General features: G+C 44.9%; 17 protein-coding genes and 1 other annotated feature. Of the genes, 6 read left to right on the forward strand and 11 right to left on the reverse strand.

All coding sequences use genetic code 11. The annotated features are described in order from the left end of the window. The first annotated feature begins 401 nt into the window (after positions 1 to 401). Complete coding sequence (gene adk / locus BIZ39_RS06555) at positions 402 to 1046, forward strand: adenylate kinase (protein ID WP_014950043.1); 645 nt, start codon at positions 402 to 404, stop codon at positions 1044 to 1046. Positions 1047 to 1193: 147 nt separating this feature from the next. Next, complete coding sequence (locus BIZ39_RS06560) at positions 1194 to 1589, forward strand: MAPEG family protein (protein ID WP_014976958.1); 396 nt, start codon at positions 1194 to 1196, stop codon at positions 1587 to 1589. Positions 1590 to 2108: 519 nt separating this feature from the next. Here the strand turns inward: BIZ39_RS06560 and BIZ39_RS06565 are convergent. Together BIZ39_RS06565 and lepB are read right to left on the reverse strand one after the other, a co-directional pair. Next, positions 2109 to 4703 carry a TonB-dependent receptor gene (locus tag BIZ39_RS06565; RefSeq protein ID WP_187446633.1) on the reverse strand — a complete coding sequence of 865 codons (2595 nt, stop codon included), beginning with the start codon at positions 4701 to 4703 and terminating at the stop codon, positions 2109 to 2111. Between the two features lie 448 nt (positions 4704 to 5151). Continuing rightward, positions 5152 to 5805 (reverse strand): signal peptidase I, encoded by a 654-nt coding sequence (gene lepB / locus BIZ39_RS06570; RefSeq protein WP_061486123.1) that lies wholly within the window; start codon positions 5803 to 5805, stop codon positions 5152 to 5154. A 330-nt stretch (positions 5806 to 6135) separates the two neighbouring features. On the opposite strand from lepB, the gene BIZ39_RS06575 reads away from it, so the two are divergent. The 3 genes from BIZ39_RS06575 (at position 6136) to BIZ39_RS06585 (ending at position 11107) form a co-directional block, all read left to right on the forward strand. Further along, positions 6136 to 9051, forward strand: coding sequence for a M16 family metallopeptidase (locus tag BIZ39_RS06575; protein ID WP_187446634.1), 2916 nt, complete (start codon positions 6136 to 6138; stop codon positions 9049 to 9051). Positions 9052 to 9309: 258 nt separating this feature from the next. Beyond that, positions 9310 to 10155: a formate/nitrite transporter family protein gene (locus BIZ39_RS06580; protein WP_187446635.1), complete on the forward strand. Its 846-nt coding sequence runs from the start codon at positions 9310 to 9312 to the stop codon at positions 10153 to 10155. A gap of 91 nt (positions 10156 to 10246) precedes the next feature. Next, positions 10247 to 11107: an alpha/beta hydrolase gene (locus BIZ39_RS06585; RefSeq protein ID WP_187446636.1), complete on the forward strand. Its 861-nt coding sequence runs from the start codon at positions 10247 to 10249 to the stop codon at positions 11105 to 11107. Positions 11108 to 11264: 157 nt separating this feature from the next. Here the strand turns inward: BIZ39_RS06585 and hisIE are convergent, their stop codons facing one another. The 8 genes from hisIE to hisG are packed head-to-tail and all read right to left on the reverse strand — an operon-like array spanning position 11265 to position 18405. After that, positions 11265 to 11882 carry a bifunctional phosphoribosyl-AMP cyclohydrolase/phosphoribosyl-ATP diphosphatase HisIE gene (hisIE, locus tag BIZ39_RS06590; protein WP_014950034.1) on the reverse strand — a complete coding sequence of 206 codons (618 nt, stop codon included), beginning with the start codon at positions 11880 to 11882 and terminating at the stop codon, positions 11265 to 11267. After that, a complete protein-coding gene (hisF, locus tag BIZ39_RS06595) occupies positions 11879 to 12691 on the reverse strand; it encodes an imidazole glycerol phosphate synthase subunit HisF (RefSeq protein WP_039222819.1) in 813 nt (270 codons plus the stop codon). The genes hisIE and hisF overlap by 4 nt, the downstream gene beginning before the upstream one ends. Beyond that, positions 12673 to 13410 carry a 1-(5-phosphoribosyl)-5-[(5-phosphoribosylamino)methylideneamino]imidazole-4-carboxamide isomerase gene (hisA, locus tag BIZ39_RS06600; protein ID WP_049588644.1) on the reverse strand — a complete coding sequence of 246 codons (738 nt, stop codon included), beginning with the start codon at positions 13408 to 13410 and terminating at the stop codon, positions 12673 to 12675. Before hisA ends, hisF begins: the two co-directional genes overlap by 19 nt. Continuing rightward, entirely contained in the window at positions 13410 to 14039 is a 630-nt protein-coding gene (hisH, locus tag BIZ39_RS06605; RefSeq protein ID WP_187446637.1) for an imidazole glycerol phosphate synthase subunit HisH, read from the reverse strand. Before hisH ends, hisA begins: the two co-directional genes overlap by 1 nt. Further along, positions 14039 to 15109: a bifunctional histidinol-phosphatase/imidazoleglycerol-phosphate dehydratase HisB gene (hisB, locus tag BIZ39_RS06610; protein ID WP_014950030.1), complete on the reverse strand. Its 1071-nt coding sequence runs from the start codon at positions 15107 to 15109 to the stop codon at positions 14039 to 14041. Before hisB ends, hisH begins: the two co-directional genes overlap by 1 nt. After that, positions 15106 to 16185: a histidinol-phosphate transaminase gene (gene hisC / locus BIZ39_RS06615; protein ID WP_039225205.1), complete on the reverse strand. Its 1080-nt coding sequence runs from the start codon at positions 16183 to 16185 to the stop codon at positions 15106 to 15108. Before hisC ends, hisB begins: the two co-directional genes overlap by 4 nt. After that, entirely contained in the window at positions 16185 to 17489 is a 1305-nt protein-coding gene (gene hisD / locus BIZ39_RS06620) for a histidinol dehydrogenase (protein WP_187446638.1), read from the reverse strand. The genes hisC and hisD overlap by 1 nt, the downstream gene beginning before the upstream one ends. A 13-nt stretch (positions 17490 to 17502) precedes the next feature. Next, positions 17503 to 18405 carry an ATP phosphoribosyltransferase gene (gene hisG, locus BIZ39_RS06625; RefSeq protein WP_014950027.1) on the reverse strand — a complete coding sequence of 301 codons (903 nt, stop codon included), beginning with the start codon at positions 18403 to 18405 and terminating at the stop codon, positions 17503 to 17505. A gap of 50 nt (positions 18406 to 18455) precedes the next feature. Continuing rightward, positions 18456 to 18574: a sequence feature (His leader region), on the reverse strand. A 230-nt stretch (positions 18575 to 18804) separates the two neighbouring features. Between hisG and BIZ39_RS06630 the strand changes: the two genes are divergently transcribed. Then, complete coding sequence (locus BIZ39_RS06630; RefSeq protein WP_014950026.1) at positions 18805 to 19044, forward strand: hypothetical protein; 240 nt, start codon at positions 18805 to 18807, stop codon at positions 19042 to 19044. 15 nt (positions 19045 to 19059) lie between these two features. On the opposite strand, the gene BIZ39_RS06635 is transcribed toward BIZ39_RS06630, so the two are convergent. Then, positions 19060 to 19356: a hypothetical protein gene (locus tag BIZ39_RS06635; RefSeq protein WP_336246532.1), complete on the reverse strand. Its 297-nt coding sequence runs from the start codon at positions 19354 to 19356 to the stop codon at positions 19060 to 19062. Between the last annotated feature and the right edge of the window lie 124 nt (positions 19357 to 19480).

Below are 19480 nucleotides of genomic sequence, written 5' to 3' on the forward strand. Positions count from 1 at the left end.
AAACGACCTGACAGGTATTACCCCAGAGTAGTGAGGAAAAGACCGACTAAATACCCCACAAAGAAAAATGCCAGTCAGCTTAACTGACTGGCATTAGGCGTAATGCCCGTTTTTTTATTTCTACGACTAACAAAAGTAAGTTTAGCCATTTTATTGTGCTATATTTTGGCGGTCTAAAATTTCAAGTTAATCATATTAAGAGTTAGCTTATTCATCTTAAATAAGATGAGTTACTGAATGGGTGTAGGCGCAAATTTACAAAAGTGCCTATAAGCTGAACATATATTCGCCATTAGTCTTAAGATTAACTTTACGGTACTGCTTACACTTGTCACCCCAGTGTTGAATGTGTAAAGTGCCCGAAGTAAAAAGTTTAAAAATCATAAGCGGAGAACGCACTCATGCGAATCATTCTTCTCGGCGCTCCTGGCGCGGGTAAGGGCACACAAGCTCAGTTTTTAATGGGCAAATATGGCATTCCACAAATTTCAACGGGCGACATGCTTCGTGCTGCAATTAAAGCAGGTACAGAGCTAGGCCTTGAAGCAAAGCGTGTAATGGATGAAGGCAAACTAGTATCTGATGAGATTATCATTGGCCTAGTAAAAGAGCGTATTGCACAAGATGACTGTAAAGACGGTTTCTTGTTAGACGGTTTCCCTCGCACTATTCCTCAGGCTGACGCAATGAAAGAAGCAGGTGTCACTGTTGATCATTGCATCGAGTTTGACGTTCCTGATGATGTAATCGTAGAACGTATGGGTGGTCGTCGTGTACACCCTGCATCAGGTCGCGTTTACCACGTTGTTTACAACCCGCCAAAGGTGGAAGGTAAAGACAATGAAACTGGCGATGACCTTATCGTTCGTGATGACGACAAAGAAGAAACAGTGCGCAAGCGTCTTGCGATTTACCATGAGCAAACAAAGCCGCTTGTGAACTACTACAGCGCTGAAGCGGAAGCTGGAAACTGTGAGTACCACAAGCTTGACGGTACACGCCCAGTTGAAGAAGTGAGTGCTGAACTTGCTGAACGTTTAGGTTAATTGCCAACAACGTCAACAAAAGGTCGCTTAGGCGGCCTTTTTTGTTGCTTGTAACTTATTAGCGGATAACGTTTAATGACAACCATGAATGTTGAATTAAGCGCTGATTAATACAGCGCGATATAACTAGAACATGTGGAGTAGACCATGGTTTTGCCAATCACGGCGTTTTACGCCAGCTTACTGGGTATTTGCTACCTGTATTTGTCGTTTTTAGTCATTGGCGCCAGACGTCGCCACCAAGTGGGAATTGGCGATGGTGGTCACGAAGACCTAAGTCGTTTGACTAGAGCACATGGCAACTTTAGCGAATACGTACCCATAACCCTTATTATGATAGCGTGTTTTGAAGCCAATACTGGCCAAGTGTGGGCTGTTCACGCATTGGGGAGCGCACTGTTATTTGGCCGTGTATTACATGCCTATGGCTTAGGTCGTCACTCAGGCGTTAGCTGGCAGCGCTTCGCGGGTATGATCCTGACTTTCCTTGCTATGCTGTGTGCAGCAATAGGTAATTTGGTGCTCATTCATTTCGGATTGTAAGCGTTGCAAAAGAAGTAAATACATATAGAAAAAATGGCATTAAGCTTAGCTGGCATTTTTTTTACCTCATTTCCAATCAGGTTGAGCTAATTCAGGCATTGAGAACAGGTTCGCTGTGTGTACTGCAAAGGTATAGTCTCTGCACAGAGGAATAACCGCAACGAATCGACTTGACGGAACTTTTGCCACCTAAGCGTTTTGTCCTGTTTGGCCGTTTAACCAATTCGGTTGGAGTCTAAATGCTAAAGATTCTTATAATTTTGGTATTTCTAGTTTTTTACACCTACTTACTGAAGCGTAGGTTTAAAGTGAAGATGATGGAGGCATGGCGCGCCGAAAAGGTGGGGTCTGAGGTTATGGTCTATGTGATGATTGTATTGCCTGTGACTCTCGCATGGCTCACTACGGTTCTTATTGAATATTTGTTCTTTTAGAAAACGTCGAATCGAAACTTAAAAAGCGCTCAAGGCATGCCATTGTTAAGCAATGCGGTTGAGCGCTTTTTCGTTTTAAAGGCTTTTAGAAGCGGTAAGTTAGTTTAGAGTATACGAAGCGGCCACGTGGGTTGTGCACGCCGCCTACATAGCCGTATAAGTCACCATCACCATCTCCAATAGCAAATGGAGGCTCTTCGTCAAGCAGGTTGTTTGAACCAATTACAAGGCGAAGGTTATCGCTGTAGTTGTAACCAAACTGCAAGTCCACCAACATTTGAGAATCAACTGTTCTCGAGGTATTTTCTTCAAAGTCCAACACACCGTCGAAATCAATGTCAGGCGTGTCTTCAAACTCACCAACAAAGCTAATGTTCAAGTTGGCATCGAACGCACCTTTAGACCAGGTTGTGCCGAATAACCAACGGTGTTCTGGATAGCCATATTCGCCAGTGTACTCAAGACCGTCTTTTTCGAACTCGTTCATGTAAGACCAATCAAGGTTAAAGCGTACGTTACCGAACTCTTGCAACTCCATGCGGTAGTTAGCGCTGAAATCAACACCAGACGCTTCTTGAGATGATACGTTTTGGTAGGTGTTGAAAATCTTTTGAATTACACCTAATGACTCGCCTGGCTGCGGATCTAAGCGAACACAGATTGTGCTGTCTTGGTTATTACATTCCGCGTCGTAAACTAAACCGAATTGCTGCTCATCAATTTTGTTATCCTGCGTAATACTCCATACATCAATGCTCAGGCCTAATTCTTGAATAGGTGCGTAGATAACTCCTACGTTCCAAGATTCTGACTCTTCTGCATCCAAGTTAGGGTTACCCGCAAACTCGATATTGTAATCCAACGATTCACAATCTTGACCTGTTGCATCACAGCGATATTTGTCTACGAAGAAAACACTTTTCTGTGATGGGCCAAGGCCAACTTGTGCAAGAGACGGTGCTCTAAAGCCCTGAGCCCATGAACCGCGCACGGTTACTTCATCACTTGGCGCCCAACGTAATGCTATTTTAGGGTTAGTTGTACTACCAAAGTCACTGTAATGGTCGTAGCGGCTAGCTAGTTGAAGCTCAAGCTGTTCAGCTAAAGGTATAGATAGCTCTAAGTATGCAGCATACTGGTCGCGTTCAGCAGAGGCAGAAACCGATTCTGTACCGAAGATTAATCCGCGCTGGAACTGAACATCAGGAACGTCAGATACTTGCTCTTCGCGATATTCAACACCTGCTGCCATCATGACAACATCGTCGCCGAAGCTGAATGCTTCACCGGTAATGTGAGCGTCAACGCTGGTCATTCGAGATTCACCACGGCGCACAAGGCTAGTAGTAATATCATCAATTACACTTTGTGGGTTAGTAACGCCACCAAACGGGTTGTAATTACCAAGGTTAATTTGTTCCTGAAGCCAGTCAACGCGAACCCAACCTTGTGACTGATCACCACTTTGTTCTGAACGGCTGCGGCCTTTTTGTACAGATGCTTCCCAATCGTAATCATTGAACGTGCCACGAAGGCCAGCGACTAAACGAAGGGTGTCAGATTCGATATCCCAGCGACGGGCACCTGCGTCAACAGGGCGGTAGCGACCAATTTCAATGTCTTGTCCAAACGGGTTATCAGGATGAGTACCCGGAACGGTTAAACCAGCATCTTCATCTAGAGGTGTTGCTGCACCGCCTGCTTCAGACGTATTGTGCTGCATTGCAACTTCCATAAATGCTGTGGTTTCGTCGCCAATTTTATAGTCGAACTGACCAATAAAGCCCACGCGCTCAGAAGCCGGTATGGTTAAACCAAATGGGCCATAATCGAACAGACAGCTGCCAGACGCCGTTGCGCTATCTTCTGGACAATCAGGGTCGATAGTTTTAACACCATCCACATAGAAGTAACCTGGATAACCTCGTGAAGAACGGAAGTCCATACCACCATAAGGTGATTGGTTAGCTGTTCCGAATCGACCCATTTCGTCAGCGCCAAGCGTGCTGTTGTTGAAATAGTCGATGATAACTGTAGCACTGCTTTTTTCGCTTTGAGAGCCCCATAGAATACTGGCAGTGGTCTCATCATAGCTTGGGCCTGTTGTACCACCATAACCTGCATTAATCTCTAGACCTTCGTAGTCTTTCTTCAGTACTACGTTTACTACACCAGCAACAGCGTCTGAGCCGTAAATCGCAGAAGCGCCATCTTTTAATATATCGATTCGTTCGATGGCGGATACAGGAATAGAGTTAATATCAACGAATGAGTTAGTGATACTTTCAGCAAAGGCGCTAATTGCCACGCGACGTCCGTTTATTAGAACAAGCGTTGCATCTGGCCCCATACCTCTAAGGGATACCGCTGCCGCGCCATTGGCTGTAGAGTCTTGGCTGTTATTGCGTGTCGAGAAGGTACCCGCACCTGTGGCCGGCATACGCTCGAGTAGCTGTTGAAGGTTTTCATAGCCCATGCCTTCAATCATTGTTGCATCTATTGATTGAATAGGTGAAGGGCCTTCCATATCTGTACGTTTGATACGAGAACCGGTGACTGCAATTCGTTCAAGGTTGGCTGCTTCTTCGTCAGCTTGCTGTGCATACGCAGGAGATAGAGAGGTTAATCCTGAAAGTGCTAATCCCACTGCAATTGCACTTACTTTACGACCTTGTTTCATTGTTATTTCCTTATTTCCATTTTACTTGTTGTGTGTTTTTGCAACACGATGGTGTTGCAAAATTATGAATAGCACTCCTAATACTTAAGTTGCAATAGGGGAAAACACGAAAGATGTGACACTTGGTTACAAAGTGTGTAAACCATGTATTACTTTTTTAAATGTGAAGCGGGATGAAGCGGCCGTGAAGTTAAACTAAAAACAGCGTAAAAATAGAGGGTTGCGGCTTAGTTAATTGGTGTTGAGGAAGTGGGAATTTGATAAGGAGCAAGGCCGCTATTTGTAATTCATTAGTAAGAATTTACGTATATGCAATTGCTCCTACATTTTTCTTTATATACGTGAATATCACCGCTTTATCAGATCTGACCAGATTTTTTTTGCCGAAAAATTGAACGCAAGTAAAGGTCTAGCTTGGCCTTTTTGCAAGTAAGGGTATTGTTCAACCCTACTGAAGTGATGTGAAAAGCCTGTCTTTTCGCGGTAAATACATATCGTCCGGATCTAGTGAAAATGCAACCGAGTTGGCTTTGCCCTGAATTTCTTCAATTGGAATGAAGCCATAATAACGAGAATCAACGCTATTGTTCCTATTATCCCCCATTGCCAGCACGTGATCTCTGGGCACAGTGATCAAATTAAAGTTTTTCGCAGGGCTAGGTAATGGGTTAAGCGCTATGGTTCGTGTTTGGCCTAAAATCTGCTCGGAATAAAGATTGTGACCTTTGACGCTTAACGTTGCTTTTTCACCATTGATAAAAAGAACGTTGTTTTCTAATTTGACCTTATCACCTTCAATGGCAACCACACGTTTAATGAGTCTGGTATCAGCTGCATTACTGTCAATGATTACAATGTCACCGCGATTGATGTTACCAGTTTTCGCGACAACAACGTCTGTGAACGGCAGTTCTAGCGTGTAGGCTGATTTATCAACCACTACGCGGTCGCCTACTTGAATGGTGGGCTCCATAGAGCCTGTAGGGACATAATACCAATCAGCAACACTGCTTCGAAACGAGAAAAGCAAAACCATAAATAAAATGAAAGGCAGGTTGTTCTTAACGCTCTGTTTTAGATTTAACACGGCTTCGGTTCTCACTTTTCGTAGATTGCTCGTTGGATCAAAGTTTTATCACGACATGGCTTGTGTAATAGATGTAGATTGTAAATTACCTAATTTGTTCAAAATTGAGGTGTGGAAAATGTAACGAACTATGTCGGTAGCTAATTAAGGTTGCTCTAGCTACAGGGTATTGAGCGTTGAAAAAAAGCAATAAAACTAATGTAAATCATATGTTTATATTTCACTCTGTAAAAGATGAACGCCGCCCGTTTAGGCATGCTTAAAATGTCTGAAAAAGGAATGTCATGGCACTGGTGGTGCACTTGTGGTACTTGTTACATTTTTGACTGGCAAAGAACATACATAATGCTTGAAACATTCAAACGAACAAGAATGTACACTGCAATTGCTGTAATAACATTAAGTGCAGTTTCGACAGGGTGTACGCATAACACCAATGATCCACAAAATGTACGAACTGCTTCCGATATAACCAGCGAAACAACCACTAATGCAGATAATAGTACTGCTTCCCTAAATACGTCACTGTTCAACGTGGACTACGAGCGTTTTACTCTGGATAACGGGCTTACCGTTGTACTGCACGTTGACAGGTCTGATCCCGTTGCTGCAGTCGCCCTCACTGCGCATGTGGGTTCAGCCAGAGAAAAAGAAGGGCGAACAGGCTTTGCGCACTTGTTTGAACACTTACTTTTTCTCGAATCAGAGAACTTGGGAAAAGGCGGTCTTGATAAACTCAGTGCGAAAATTGGCGGCTCAGGTGCAAATGGCTCGACGAGTCGTGATAGTACCAATTACTTCCAAACTGTACCCATTGATGCTTTAGAAAAAATGATCTGGGCTGAAGCCGATAAGTTGGGATTTTTCATTAATACCGTAACAGACCCTGTGCTCGCTAAAGAAAAGCAAGTGGTGAAAAACGAAAAGCGCCAGAGTGTGGATAATCGTCCTTATGGTCACAATCAATATGTGATTGATAAAAACCTTTACCCTGAAGGGCATCCTTATAGTTGGCAAGTGATTGGGTCGTTAGATGATCTGCAAAACGCAACGCTTGCTGACGTGAAAGAGTTTTTCAAAAAATGGTATGTACCTAATAATGTGGTGCTTACCATCGCGGGTGATATTGACGTAAATCAAACTAAAGCGTGGGTTAAAAAGTATTTCGATGAAATTCCTGCGGGAGAGCAAATCAATAAATTACCGCCTCAACCTGCGAAGCTCAATGAGACTAAAAAACGATTCCATATAGATAATTTTGCACAAGCGCCACTTTTAACTATGGTGTGGCCAACCGTACCTGAATATCACGATGACTATTATCCACTTCAAGTACTTTCTCAGTACTTAAGCCAAGGCAAAAATGCTCCGCTGAACAAGGTGCTTGTTGACGAGAAGAAGCTCACCAGTGATGTTTATCTTTATGGCTATGATGCTGAGATTGCTGGACAGCTACAGCTGCAGGTTATGGCATTTAATGGCGTGAACTTAAACACTGTTGCAGATGGAGTTAACGAAGCGTTCGCCCGTTTTGAGAAAGACGGGATTTCTTCCAAGGATTTGGCGCGCATAAAAGCAGGTCAAGAAACAGAATTTTATCAAGGACTTTCAAGCGTCTTAGGTAAAGGTTTTCAATTGGCGCAATACGAAATTTTTGCGGGCGGGGCTGAATTTATCAGCCAAGATGTTCAGAAAATTCTGGGCGTTTCACAACAAGATGTAATGCGTGTTTATAGCACCTATATTAAGGATAAACCGTTTGTGGCCACCAGCTTTGTACCTAAGGGACAGCAAGAGTTGGTGTTAAGCGGCTCTACTGAAGCTAATGTAGTGGAGGAGCAAATTGTCGCGGGGGCGGAAGAGAGCTTTGATGCGTCAGTTGCGGCTGAATACGAACGTACTCCGTCATCGTTTGATCGCACGAAAGAGCCTGCTTATGGTGAATCAATAGAAGTTACACCACCTAAGGTTTGGCAAAATACACTGTCGTCTGGCATCAAAATAACGGGTATTGCTAATGACGAAGTGCCTTTGGTCGCGTTTGAGTTAAAGCTAGATGGTGGCATGCTTCTAGACTCAGTAGGTAAGACAGGAACCGCCAATTTACTTGCCGCAACCTTGCTTAAAGGTACGGCGGAAAAAACACCCGAGCAGCTGGAACAGGAAATTGAGCTTTTAGGCGCTTCTCTGGAGGCCAGTGCTTCTGAAACTGACATAACTATAAGCGCAACGGTATTGTCTAAGCACTACAGTGACCTAATGCAGCTTGTCACTGAAGTGATACTTTCTCCTCGCTTTGATGAACAAGAGTTTGAATTAGCTAAAGACGATACAATCAACCAGATTGAACAAATAAAAGCTAACCCCAATGCCATTGCATCGGTTGAGTTTAAAACACTGCTTTACGGAGACGCGCATCCATTTGCTAAAACTGTGCTTGGCGATAAGAAAAGTGTGAATGATATAACGCTTGATGACCTAAAGGGGTATTACGAGAAATACTTCACACCATCATTGGCAAAGTTCCATGTTGTGGGAGACATCAAGCAACAGAACGTTGTAAAAAGCCTAGCGCCACTTAATGCGCGATGGTTACCAAAAGATGTTACTTTTGCGAAGGTACCAGAGCCCAAACTGCCAGAAAGCGCCCAACTCTTTTTCTATGACGTGCCTGGGGCTAAACAGTCAGTGCTTTATTTCGGCCATTCCGCCCCGAATGTTACTCATGATGATGCTTATAAAGTCAGTGTGATGAATTATCGTTTAGGCGGGGGCGGTTTCGCCTCACAGCTTATGCAGGAACTGCGTGAAAACAAAGGCTACACCTATGGCATTCGTTCATCGTTTTCTAGCGATAAATATACCGGTGAATTCACCATACGAAGCGCCGTAAGGTCGAACGTTACCTTAGAAGCAACGCAAGCTATCATGGATATATTAGCAGAGTTTGGTGCAAACTATTCAGATGAAGATTTAGGCGTTACGAAAGGATTCACACTTAAATCTGGTGCAAGGGCGTTTGAGACGCTAGGCGCTAAACTGAGTATGGTTAGCGAAATCAGCGATTTTGGCTTGCCCAATGATTACGTTTTACAGCAAGAAGCTGAGGTGAAAGCGTTAACCGTGGGTGAGATAAAGCGCCTATACGGTGAATATGTACATCCTGATAAGATGATTTATTTGATAGTAGGGGACAAAGATACCCAGTTTGAGCGTTTAGAAGCGCTTGGGCTAGGGCAACCAACCTTGTTAAACCCTTAGTTCATGTTTGACGTTTTGCGAGCATTATAACGACCGGCAATAAAACCAAAGCCCTTGTGAACAGCGTTCACGCGGGCTTTTTTATTAAAATGGGTGCTATATCTGAAATAGGCAAATTTATTGTGACCAAAAACGTGCTTAATCAACGTAACCTAATAGGGAGGTCTGGTGATGCCTGTTAAGTAGCTGTGTCGTAGACCAAATACTATGTAATTGAGGTAAACGTCCTAGTTAAGCAAAGAGTTGCAGGAGGCATGAGTGACAGAAAAAGTGAAGGAGTCTGGGCATAGGGAGCAAGGCGTTGCCCTTAGTCATACTGAAGAAAAAGATGTACGAGATAATCAGAGCTTAAATTCTGTTTCTTTGTATGCCATTGTCCACAGGGAAGGGTTAGAAGAACTTCAGCGTCCTATGATGTCATTGTGGTGGTCTGGTGTGGCGGCAGGCATTGGCATCTCGATTTCAATTCTTGCTGAAGGAATTCTGCATCACCTCTTTGCAAACTCTCCCAATCAGTTTGTTATCGAAAACCTGGGCTATACGGTTGGTTTCGTGCTGGTGATTGTTGGTCGCCTACAGCTATTTACCGAAAATACGCTGTCAGTTATCCTGCCTTTGCTAAGCAAGCCATCGGTTAACATGGGAGTGTGCATCGCGCGCTTGTGGGGCATTGTCTTCGCCGCCAATATGTTCGGCACCTTTTTGGCTGCGTTTTTCAGCTTTTCGCTGCAATCTGTTCCACCAGAGCTGGTTGAAGGGATGACCGCTATTTCTGAACATTATGCCAAGCTATCACCGTCAGACGCCTTCTCATACGGCATTATATCTGGGTTTATCATTGCCGCTATTGTATGGATGAAGCCTTCGGTTAAGCATTCTCAAATATTGATGATAGTTATTTTTACTTATTTAATTGCTATAGGAAATTTTACGCACGTGATAGCCGGTTCAACAGAACTTTTCTTGTTAGCACTGCAAAATAAAATAAGCGTTCTTGAAACACTCTCACTAATTGGTGCAACATTACTAGGAAATATTGTGGGCGGAACGGGGCTGTTCGCGCTGCTGGCTTATGGCCAAGTGGTAAGGGAAATCGAGAAATAGAGAAGTCAAAAAGTGACCCTTGGTGTGCAAACAGTGGTTAATTGAAATTAGCTGCGTTATAACATTCCGTTTAAACCACTAAGGGATTACGGTGCTTCGCTTTCTAACAGCAATAATTCTTGTCGGAAGTGCATTTTCATGTGCTTTTGCTGAATCAATCATTAAACCTATCATTTCTGAAGCGTCTGTTTCGTTACCTAGAAGCAAAATAGTGACAATAGAAGATACGGAAACTGCACGTAAATATACGTTATTTGTACAGTTGCCAAAAAGCTATAACACATCTCCTTCCAAGGATTACCCCGTAATATACACAACAGATGCGCCTTACAGTTTTCCTATTATCGTAGGCTCTATGCGAATGCCAGTAAACGTAGGCCAAATGGAAGAAGCGGTCATAGTGGGGTTGTCTTATTCCCTAGAATCAAAAGGCGTGGAGAGTAGAGTAAGGGACTACACTCCTGCCATAGCCAATAGTTGGAAACTGGAAACCGGTCTTGCTGCTGAGTACCTGTCATTTATTAGACGAGATGTATTAACATTTATTGAATCTACATATCGAGTAGACGCCAATCGACGGACTTTTATTGGGCATTCATTAGGCGGGCTATTTGGCGGCTACGTGCTCATGCAATCTCCTGAAACCTTTTCTAACTATGTGCTTGTTAGCCCTTCAGTGTGGTTTAATGACGATTACTTACTAACCTTAGAAATGGCTGAAACTCAATCGCCCAAGCGTGTTTACATTGGTGTGGGAAGCTTAGAAACGCCTGAGTTTGGCGAGGGTCAAGATATGGTTGCGGGGAGCAAAGCATTGGCAAGTAAAATCATCGCTAAGGCAGATCAAAACATAACACTACAATTGCATGTTATCGGCGGTGCGTCACATGCGACCGTATTTCCCACCGTTGCTATCCAAGGGATCGATTGGATATTGGGAACGCCGCGCTAGTCGCGTTTTCTTTAACTGACGGATTATTTTATGCTCAATTTTTAGGCAGGCTAAACAATGTTAATTGCAATGAAGTGCAAAGCTCTGCGATACAAAAATGCCCTTCGCGTAGAAAACGAGAAGGGCATTTTGAATAATAAACGAGTTTTACAACGGATTACTTGTGGCGCTCACGCAACACATCAAGTGCATCGTTTAGCGACATATCGCTCGCCTGAAGCAGTACCGTTAAGTGGTACAACAAGTCAGCGGCTTCATTCTTTAGCTCTTCTTTGTCGTGCACAGTAGCCGCCAATGCGGTTTCTACACCTTCTTCGCCCACCTTCTGCGCTATGCGCTTAATGCCTTTGTTGTAGAGGCTAGCGGTATAGCTACTTTTAGGATCCGCGTCTTTACGGGAAGCCAATACACGCTCTAAATCTGCAAGAAACGTAAAGGCTGGTGTGTTGCCGTCGAACCAACAGCTTTCAACACCAGTGTGGCATGTCGGGCCGTTAGGGTTGGCAAGTACCAACAGTGAATCTTGGTCGCAGTCACAAGCAACGCTCACTAAATCTAGCGTGTTACCTGACGTTTCACCCTTGGTCCAAAGACGCTGTTTTGAACGGCTGAAGAATGTCACTTTGCCCGTTTCAAGGGTTTTCGCCAATGCGTCTTGGTCCATGTAGCCCTGCATTAATACCTTGCCAGACAGTGCGTCTTGCACAATGGCGGGTAGTAGGTTGTCCATTTTGTCCCAAGCTAATTTATTGCTGTTTTCGTTAGTAATGATCACGGGTTTACTCCTTCTGCTTGCGCCGTTAATCCGTGACGCTTACGCATGGCAACGCCATTGCTGGTCAACTCTGCTTTCAACTCATCAATATTGATGATGCCCTTGTGAAATACTGATGCTGCAAGCGCGCCATCTACGTCAGCCTGTTGAAACACATCCGTAAAGTGGGCAATTTCACCTGCGCCACCCGACGCAATTAGCGGCACTTCACAGATATCGCGCACGGCTTTTAGCTGCTTCACATCGTAGCCTTTGCGCACGCCGTCTTGGTTCATGCAGTTCAGAACAATTTCACCCGCACCGCGCGACTGAACTTCTTTAATCCAATCGATGGTTTGCCACTGGCTTTTTTGCGTTCGCGCTTCATCACCAGTGAATTTGTACACTTCGTATTGGTCGGTTGCTTCGTTATAAAAGCTGTCGATACCAATCACGACGCACTGTTGACCGTATACGTCGTGTAGCTGGTTAATTAGATCTGGGTTATTAAGGGCAGGGGAGTTAATCGAAATCTTATCTGCACCCATTTCCAAAATGCGCCCGGCGTCTTCAATGCTCTTAATGCCGCCCGCTACGCAAAACGGGATATCAATAACCTGTGCTATACGGCTTACCCAGCTTTTGTCTACCACGCGGGCATCAGAACTTGCGGTGATATCGTAAAATACCAACTCGTCGGCCCCCGCTTTTGCGTATTGCTCGGCAAGAGGCACAATATCACCAATAATTTCATGATTTCTAAACTGAACGCCTTTAACGACTTTGCCGTCGCGTACATCCAAACAGGGAATTATGCGCTTTGCCAGCATGCAATAGCCTCCTTCACCGTGAATTTACCTTCAAGTAGTGCGCGGCCTAAAATTACGCCACCAACGTTTGTGGGTTTTAGCGCTTCGATATCAGCGATGCTGCCAATACCGCCAGACGCTTGCCAGCTAACGTGTGGGAAACGGGCTGCCATTTCTTGATACAGCTCAGTGTTCGCACCTTGTAGCGTGCCGTCGCGGCTAATGTCGGTACACAGCACATGCTTTGCGCCTACTGTAGCGAAGTCTTCAAGCAAGCCTTCAAGGGCTACGCCAGAATTCTCTTGCCAGCCGTGGGTAGCAATAAGCTTTTCACCGCTGTCGCTAATATTGATATCAAGGGCCAATACAATGTGCTCTGGGCCGTATTTTTCTACCCAAGACTTCACAAGCTCGGGTTGTTTTACCGCCAAAGAACCAATCACTACGCGGCTTACGCCCGTTTCTAGTAATTGCGCTACTTCTTCTTCACTACGAATACCGCCGCCGGCTTGAAACTTCATGCGCTTGGTATCGACCATAGACTTAATTAGTGAAAGCTGACGTTTACTGGTGTCTTTAGCGCCTGTTAGGTCAACAATGTGCAGCCAGGTTGCACCTTGGTCGGCATAGTCGTGAACCACGTCTACTGGGTCCAGTTCGTATTGGGTTTTCTGCTCGTAGTCGCCTTGATAAAGGCGTACTACGCGTCCGTCAATAAGATCAATCGCTGGAATAATCATTATAGGTTCACAAAGTTAGTCAGTAATTGTGCTCCGGCCTCGCCAGAACGCTCTGGGTGAAATTGCACCCCGTAAAAGTTGTCTTTATTTATAGCTGCTGAAAACGTATTACCATAAGTGCAGCTTGCAAGCGTGTGCTCGTACTCAGGAACGGCAAAACTGTGCACAAAGTAAAAGTAGGTATCTTGTGGGATGCCCTTAAATAAACTTTCTTCTTTATGAGAGACTGTGTTCCAACCCATATGAGGTAAGCGCACGCCTTTTGATTCCATGCGAGCCACATGACCTGGCATTAGGTTTAAACAGTCGATGTTGCCTGTACCTTGAAAACCACCTTCAGCGCTGGTTTCAACCATAAGTTGCATGCCTAAACATACGCCTAGCACAGGTTGGGTAAGCGACTGCAGGGTTTCCACTAGCGCTTTTTGCTTAATGCTTGCCATCGCTGCTGCCGCTGTTCCTACGCCGGGTAAAAACACTTTATCAGCGTTTTTTATCACGTTTACATCGTCAGATACGTCCACTTCAACGCCTAAGCGCTCAAGGGCAAAGCGTACTGATGAAATGTTCGCGCAGCCGGTATTTACTATGACTATTTTTTGTCGCTGGCTGGGGTTTACCACTGACATTACAGGGCTCCTTTACTACTTGGTAGTGCATCGCCTTGGCGCGTAATGGCTTGACGTAGCGCACGGCCAAATACTTTAAACAGGCTTTCTACTTGGTGGTGAGCATTACCTTCGCTGGTGGAAAGGTGTAACGATAGCCCCATGCTTTGTGCAAGCGAATAGAAGAAGTGCGGTACCATTTCGGTGGCCATTTCACCTACCTGGTCGCGGCTAAATTCAGCGTCAAACTTAAGGTGTGGGCGGTTAGAAATGTCCATAATACATTCCGCACGACATTCATCCATTGGCAACGCGAAACCAAAGCGACCAATACCGCGTTTGTCGCCTAGTGCCTTTTTAAGCGCTTCACCAAGGGCAAGCGCGGTGTCTTCTACACTGTGGTGATCGTCAATGTGCAAATCGCCATCGGTAGTCAGGTTTAGCTCGAAGCCACCGTGGGTCGCAATTTGGTCAAGCATGTGGTCAAAAAAGCCCATGCCGGTTTGAATTGTCGACTTAGCCTGCGAATCAAGATCTACACGCACGCGAATGTCGGTTTCAGAGGTGGTACGTACCACCTCTGCAATACGTGACGACGCAAGTAAGCTTTTCTGAATATCGTTCCAGTTTAAGCTTTCACGGTTGTACTGAAAACTGCGAATTCCCATGTTTTCAGCAAGCTGTACATCGGTAATTCTGTCACCAATAACAAACGAACGAGTGAAGTCCACTTTGCCTTGCTGTAGGTATTCTTGTACTAAGCCAAGCTTTGGTTTGCGGCATGTGCAGTTATCAGCATCGAAGTGCGGGCAAATAAGCACGTCGTCAAACACTACACCCTGGCTTTCGAAAATGGCCATCATGGCATTGTGTGGCTTGTCGAAGTCTTCTTGCGGGAAACTGTCTGTACCCAAGCCGTCTTGGTTACTTACCATCACGAGTTTAAACCCAGCTGCCTTTAGTTTAAGTAGCACAGGAATAACATTTGGCTCGAAAACAAGCTTCTCTAAACTATCTAATTGCTTATCTACTGGCGGCTCTTCTACGAGTGTACCGTCGCGGTCAATAAATAAAATGGCTTGCTGACTCATGCCGCGTCCTCATTATTTTTAAATTCGTTAATTAGCTGCATTAAACGCTGGTTTTGCTCTTCAGTGCCTATGCTTACGCGTAAACAGTTTTGTAAGTTAAGCTGTTTTGATTGATCGCGAATAAGCATGCCTTGGCTTACCAAGTACTGCATTAGGGCTTGCGCATTTGCGTAGCGGAATAAGATAAAGTTTGCTCGTCTATCACCCACTAATTCAAAGCCTTCGATAGATTCCAGCGCTTCGGCTAGGGCCTCTTTTTCCCGGTTAATGGTAGCCACCTGAAGCTCAAGTAACGTTAGCGATTCAGCCGACAATGCTTGTGCAGCAATCTGCGCTACTGGCTCTGGAATGGGGTAGGGCGCTATCACTTTAAGTAGTGCTTGGATGACGGGTGCCTGAGCAAGTGTAAAACCACAGCGAAGACCGGCAAGAGCAAACGCTTTAGACAGCGTACGAAGTACCACCAAGTTTGGATAGTTGTTAATCTCATTTGCCCACGTATTGTCGGCATCGAACTCAATATACGCTTCATCTACAACAACCAGTGCTTTATCGGCAAAGTGATTGAGCACGGTTTTAATGTCTTCACGAGCAACTGGCGTACCGGTTGGATTGTTGGGCGCACAGATGAAAATCACGTTAACGTCATCTTCAGCGCATACAGCATTCACGTTAAGGCTAAAGTCGTCGTTAAGCGGCACTTTCTTAACGCCCACATCACAGGTTTCAGCACTGATTGCATACATACCGTAGGTAGGCGGGCATATCAGAATGCTGTCTTTACCCGGCGTGCAGAAGGTGCGAATAAGTAACTCAATGCCTTCATCTGCGCCGCGGGTAACAATAAGCTGCGATTTGTCTAGCCCGGCGTAGTTTGCGTAACCACTGACTACCGCTTCGGGCTGACATGACGGATAGCGGTTAAAGTTGCTGCTATCTACACTGTATTCGTTGGCATAAGGTGACTCGTTGGCATTAAGCCAGTCTTGACCACCTGAAAACAAGCGACGAGCCGATTCATACGGCTTTAGCGGCACTAAATTTTCGTTAATTAGGTTATCGATAAGTGCCGACATTAGGCGTCTCCTTGCTTAAGTGCCTGCATACGAAGTGCAACGGCCTGTTCGTGTGCATCTAAGCCCTCGGCAGCTGCAAGTGCCATAATCGCAGGGCCTAAATTACGCATGCCGTCTGCGCTTAGCTCTTGAATAGTGTAGCGACGCATAAAGTCTAATAATCCAAGGCTAGAGTAATTCTTAGCATAGCCATAGGTTGGCAGTACGTGGTTAGTGCCCGACGCGTAATCACCTGCAGATTCTGGTGACCACGGGCCTAGGAATATAGAGCCTGCGTATTTAATTTTTGGCAAATAATCACGGGCATTCTCTATTTGTACAATTAAGTGCTCAGCAGCGTAGGCGTTACTTGCTTCAATGGCTTGCTCAATGGAATCAGCCAAAATATAACGCGCATTTTCCATAGCAGGGCGTGCAATCTCAGCGCGAGATAGGGTTGCTAATTGACGTTCAACCGCGGCTTTTGCTTCTTCAATAAGTGTAGCGCTGTTAGACACCAAAATAGCCTGCGAGTCTGGACCGTGCTCGGCTTGGGAAAGCAGGTCGGCCGCTACAAACTCAGGGTTTGCGAACTCATCAGCAAGTACCAACACTTCTGATGGGCCGGCCGGCATATCAATAGCTGCACCATCAGCACGTTGGCTTACTTGCTGTTTAGCTTCAGTCACAAAGCTGTTACCCGGGCCAAAAATCTTATCTACTTGAGGAACGCTGTCTGTTCCCAAGGCCATAGCGGCGATTGCTTGGGCACCACCACACAAGAAGATCTTGTCGATGCCGCATTTTCTGGCCGCATACGCAATTTCAGGCGCGATAAGCTGTTCTTTGTTTGGTGGAGTACAAAGTAGCTTATTTTCGCAGCCCGCCACCAATGCAGGTACGCCTAGCATCAATACGGTTGATGGAAGTGGAGCGCTGCCGCCTGGAATATAAAGACCCACTGCATCAAGGGCGGTGAAGCGCAGCTCGCATTTAACACCAGGCGTTGTGGTTAGCGCGATATCACTAGGCATTTGCGCTTCGTGAAACATTTTTATGTTGTTGAACGCAGTATCGATAGCACTTGCTACATCTGGCGTTACCTTCGCAGCAAGAGCATCAATGTTTTCTTGTGAAAGGACAAGGCTAGTTAAGTCTGGGCAGTCAAATTTACGTGTGTAATCAAGTACTGCCTCATCGCCTTCTTTTTCAACGCGGGCGATAATGTCGCCCACGGTCTGCTTTAACTGTTGGCTATTGGCCATAGCCGGGCGGGCTAGCGCCTGTTTTTTCTCATTTACCGAAAGAGATGACCAAGTAATCATAATTGCCTGCCTTTTAGCCCATCATTTTTTCGATTGGCATTACAAGAATAGAGCTACAACCAAGGGCTTTAAGTTTCTCCATGGTTTCCCAGAACAAGGTCTCTGTAGAAACAACGTGGATAGCAACTTGTTCTTCATTTCCAGCAAGTGGTAGAACCGTAGGATTTTCAGCACCTGGAAGTAGGCTTTTCACCTGCTCTAAATACGCTTTTGGTGCGTGTAGCATGATGTACTTGCTTTCTTTTGCTAGTAATACGCCATCAACACGTGGCATTAGTCGGTTAACCAGTGTTTCTTTCTCGTCGCTAAGCTCGCCATCAGCGCGCTTAATAAGTACCGCTTTACTGCGGAAAATAACGTCTTTTTCAACAAGACCGTTAGCTTCAAGGGTTGCACCGGTAGATACAAGGTCACAGATAGCGTCAGCTACACCTGCTCGTGGGGCCACTTCCACAGAACCTTGTAGCATTACAGCCTTTGCATTTATGCCCTGTTCTTTGAAGTAGCGCTCAAGTAGGTAGGGGTAAGTTGTTGCTACTTTTTTGCCTTCTAGCGACTGGATTCCTTGATAATCCATCTCATTAGGTACCGCAATAGACAGGCGGCAGCCGCCGTAGTCTAGACGACGCAATACTTCATATTCGAATGGCTTGCCCGCAGCTTTACGCTCTAGCATTTTCTCTTCTAGCTCATTTTCGCCAATAAAGCCTAGGTCTACTACACCATCCATAACAAGACCTGGAATATCGTCGTCACGCACGCGAAGCAAATCAATAGGCTGGTTCGTAGAATGCGCAATCAGCAGGCGATCACGAATATTGAGTTTAATGCCTATAGCTTTCAGTAGGGCAATGCTGTCATCGCTCAATCGACCTGATTTCTGTACGGCAATTCGAAGTCTTTTGCTGTTACTCATTGAAACGTTCCTTACACGTTGTGTTTTAACTTTTGATTGCGCCTAAAACGAAAAACCCCCGGAAGTTTCCTTCCGAGGGTCGAGAATTTGTTTTATCTGCGCCACTGGAAGGATACATAGACCTTCCAGCACGAACCTGAAAGGTTATGCTTTGTGGTGATGGTGATGTTTCGTCGCGCAGTTAATCATTTTGAAAATTTTAATTCCTAATTTCGAACGGCTGAAACATTAGCGTTTTGAATTAGGATTTGCAAGGCTAAAGTGAACTCTTTTGGCACATTAACTCTAATTTAATGTGTATATAATAAAACAATTCGTTATGAATTAGTTTTGAACCGTAATTTTAGGCAACTCGTTGCCGATAAGTTATAGAGACAAATGCAAACTTCTGGAGGGCGTATGAGCAACGATCTACTGTTTCCCATTTTGCCTCGCAACACAAAAGTACCGATTGAGACGGACGACCGCGTGAAGAAAGTGCAAAAGACCAAAAAGTCCGAGCATTTCAGTGAAGAAGAGCGCGATCAGTTTCAAGACGTGAAGCGAACTGAGATTATCGAAAAATCAGCTGAAAACTCGAAAGATAAAGAGCGAGGTAACAGCGAGGGTGGGCTTAAGCATATTGATATTGATGTTTAGCGAAACTTGTTAGCGTTAGGTTTTGCTCGCATTGAGTTCTTCAAATAAAGCCGCAATTTGATTCGTCACTTTGTGCTTAGGTAAGTAGAAAGGCAGCGGCATTCGCTTAGAGTGAGACTCTTTCACTTTTACCGTGGCACTTATATAACTTTCTAACACTGGCAAATCTTGCTGCTTAAGTGTCTCAATTAACTCTCTTGGAAGCTTTGCTTGGCTATTGAATTGATTAACAACAATACCCAACAAACGCAGTTCAGGGTTGTGGTCTTCTTTTAATTCCATTGCATTTTCAAGTAATCGCTCACTAAACAGCGAAAAAAATCAACACCGCAAAACCACGTGGTTTTATATACCTAGAATGGAAAGCGTTATGGTTAGTATAAAAAAGTCTGTATGGCAGCTTGCAATAATGCTTCTGGCGTTTGGATGTCCAATA

The organism is Alteromonas sp. BZK5 (genome assembly GCF_014349115.1).
Lineage (GTDB): Bacteria > Pseudomonadota > Gammaproteobacteria > Enterobacterales > Alteromonadaceae > Alteromonas > Alteromonas macleodii.

Excerpts from the sequence above, each read along its gene's own strand:
- BIZ39_RS06560 (WP_014976958.1), top strand. The coding sequence starts at position 1,194 with ATGGTTTTGCCAATCACGGCGTTTTACGCCAGCTTACTGGGTATTTGC.
- hisB (WP_014950030.1), bottom strand. The coding sequence starts at position 15,109 with ATGAGTCAGCAAGCCATTTTATTTATTGACCGCGACGGTACACTCGTA.
- adk (WP_014950043.1), top strand. The coding sequence starts at position 402 with ATGCGAATCATTCTTCTCGGCGCTCCTGGCGCGGGTAAGGGCACACAA.
- BIZ39_RS06630 (WP_014950026.1), top strand. The coding sequence starts at position 18,805 with ATGAGCAACGATCTACTGTTTCCCATTTTGCCTCGCAACACAAAAGTA.
- hisG (WP_014950027.1), bottom strand. The coding sequence starts at position 18,405 with ATGAGTAACAGCAAAAGACTTCGAATTGCCGTACAGAAATCAGGTCGA.
- hisA (WP_049588644.1), bottom strand. The coding sequence starts at position 13,410 with ATGATTATTCCAGCGATTGATCTTATTGACGGACGCGTAGTACGCCTT.
- hisD (WP_187446638.1), bottom strand. The coding sequence starts at position 17,489 with ATGATTACTTGGTCATCTCTTTCGGTAAATGAGAAAAAACAGGCGCTA.
- hisC (WP_039225205.1), bottom strand. The coding sequence starts at position 16,185 with ATGTCGGCACTTATCGATAACCTAATTAACGAAAATTTAGTGCCGCTA.
- hisH (WP_187446637.1), bottom strand. The coding sequence starts at position 14,039 with ATGTCAGTGGTAAACCCCAGCCAGCGACAAAAAATAGTCATAGTAAAT.
- BIZ39_RS06575 (WP_187446634.1), top strand. The coding sequence starts at position 6,136 with ATGCTTGAAACATTCAAACGAACAAGAATGTACACTGCAATTGCTGTA.
- BIZ39_RS06565 (WP_187446633.1), bottom strand. The coding sequence starts at position 4,703 with ATGAAACAAGGTCGTAAAGTAAGTGCAATTGCAGTGGGATTAGCACTT.
- hisF (WP_039222819.1), bottom strand. The coding sequence starts at position 12,691 with ATGCTGGCAAAGCGCATAATTCCCTGTTTGGATGTACGCGACGGCAAA.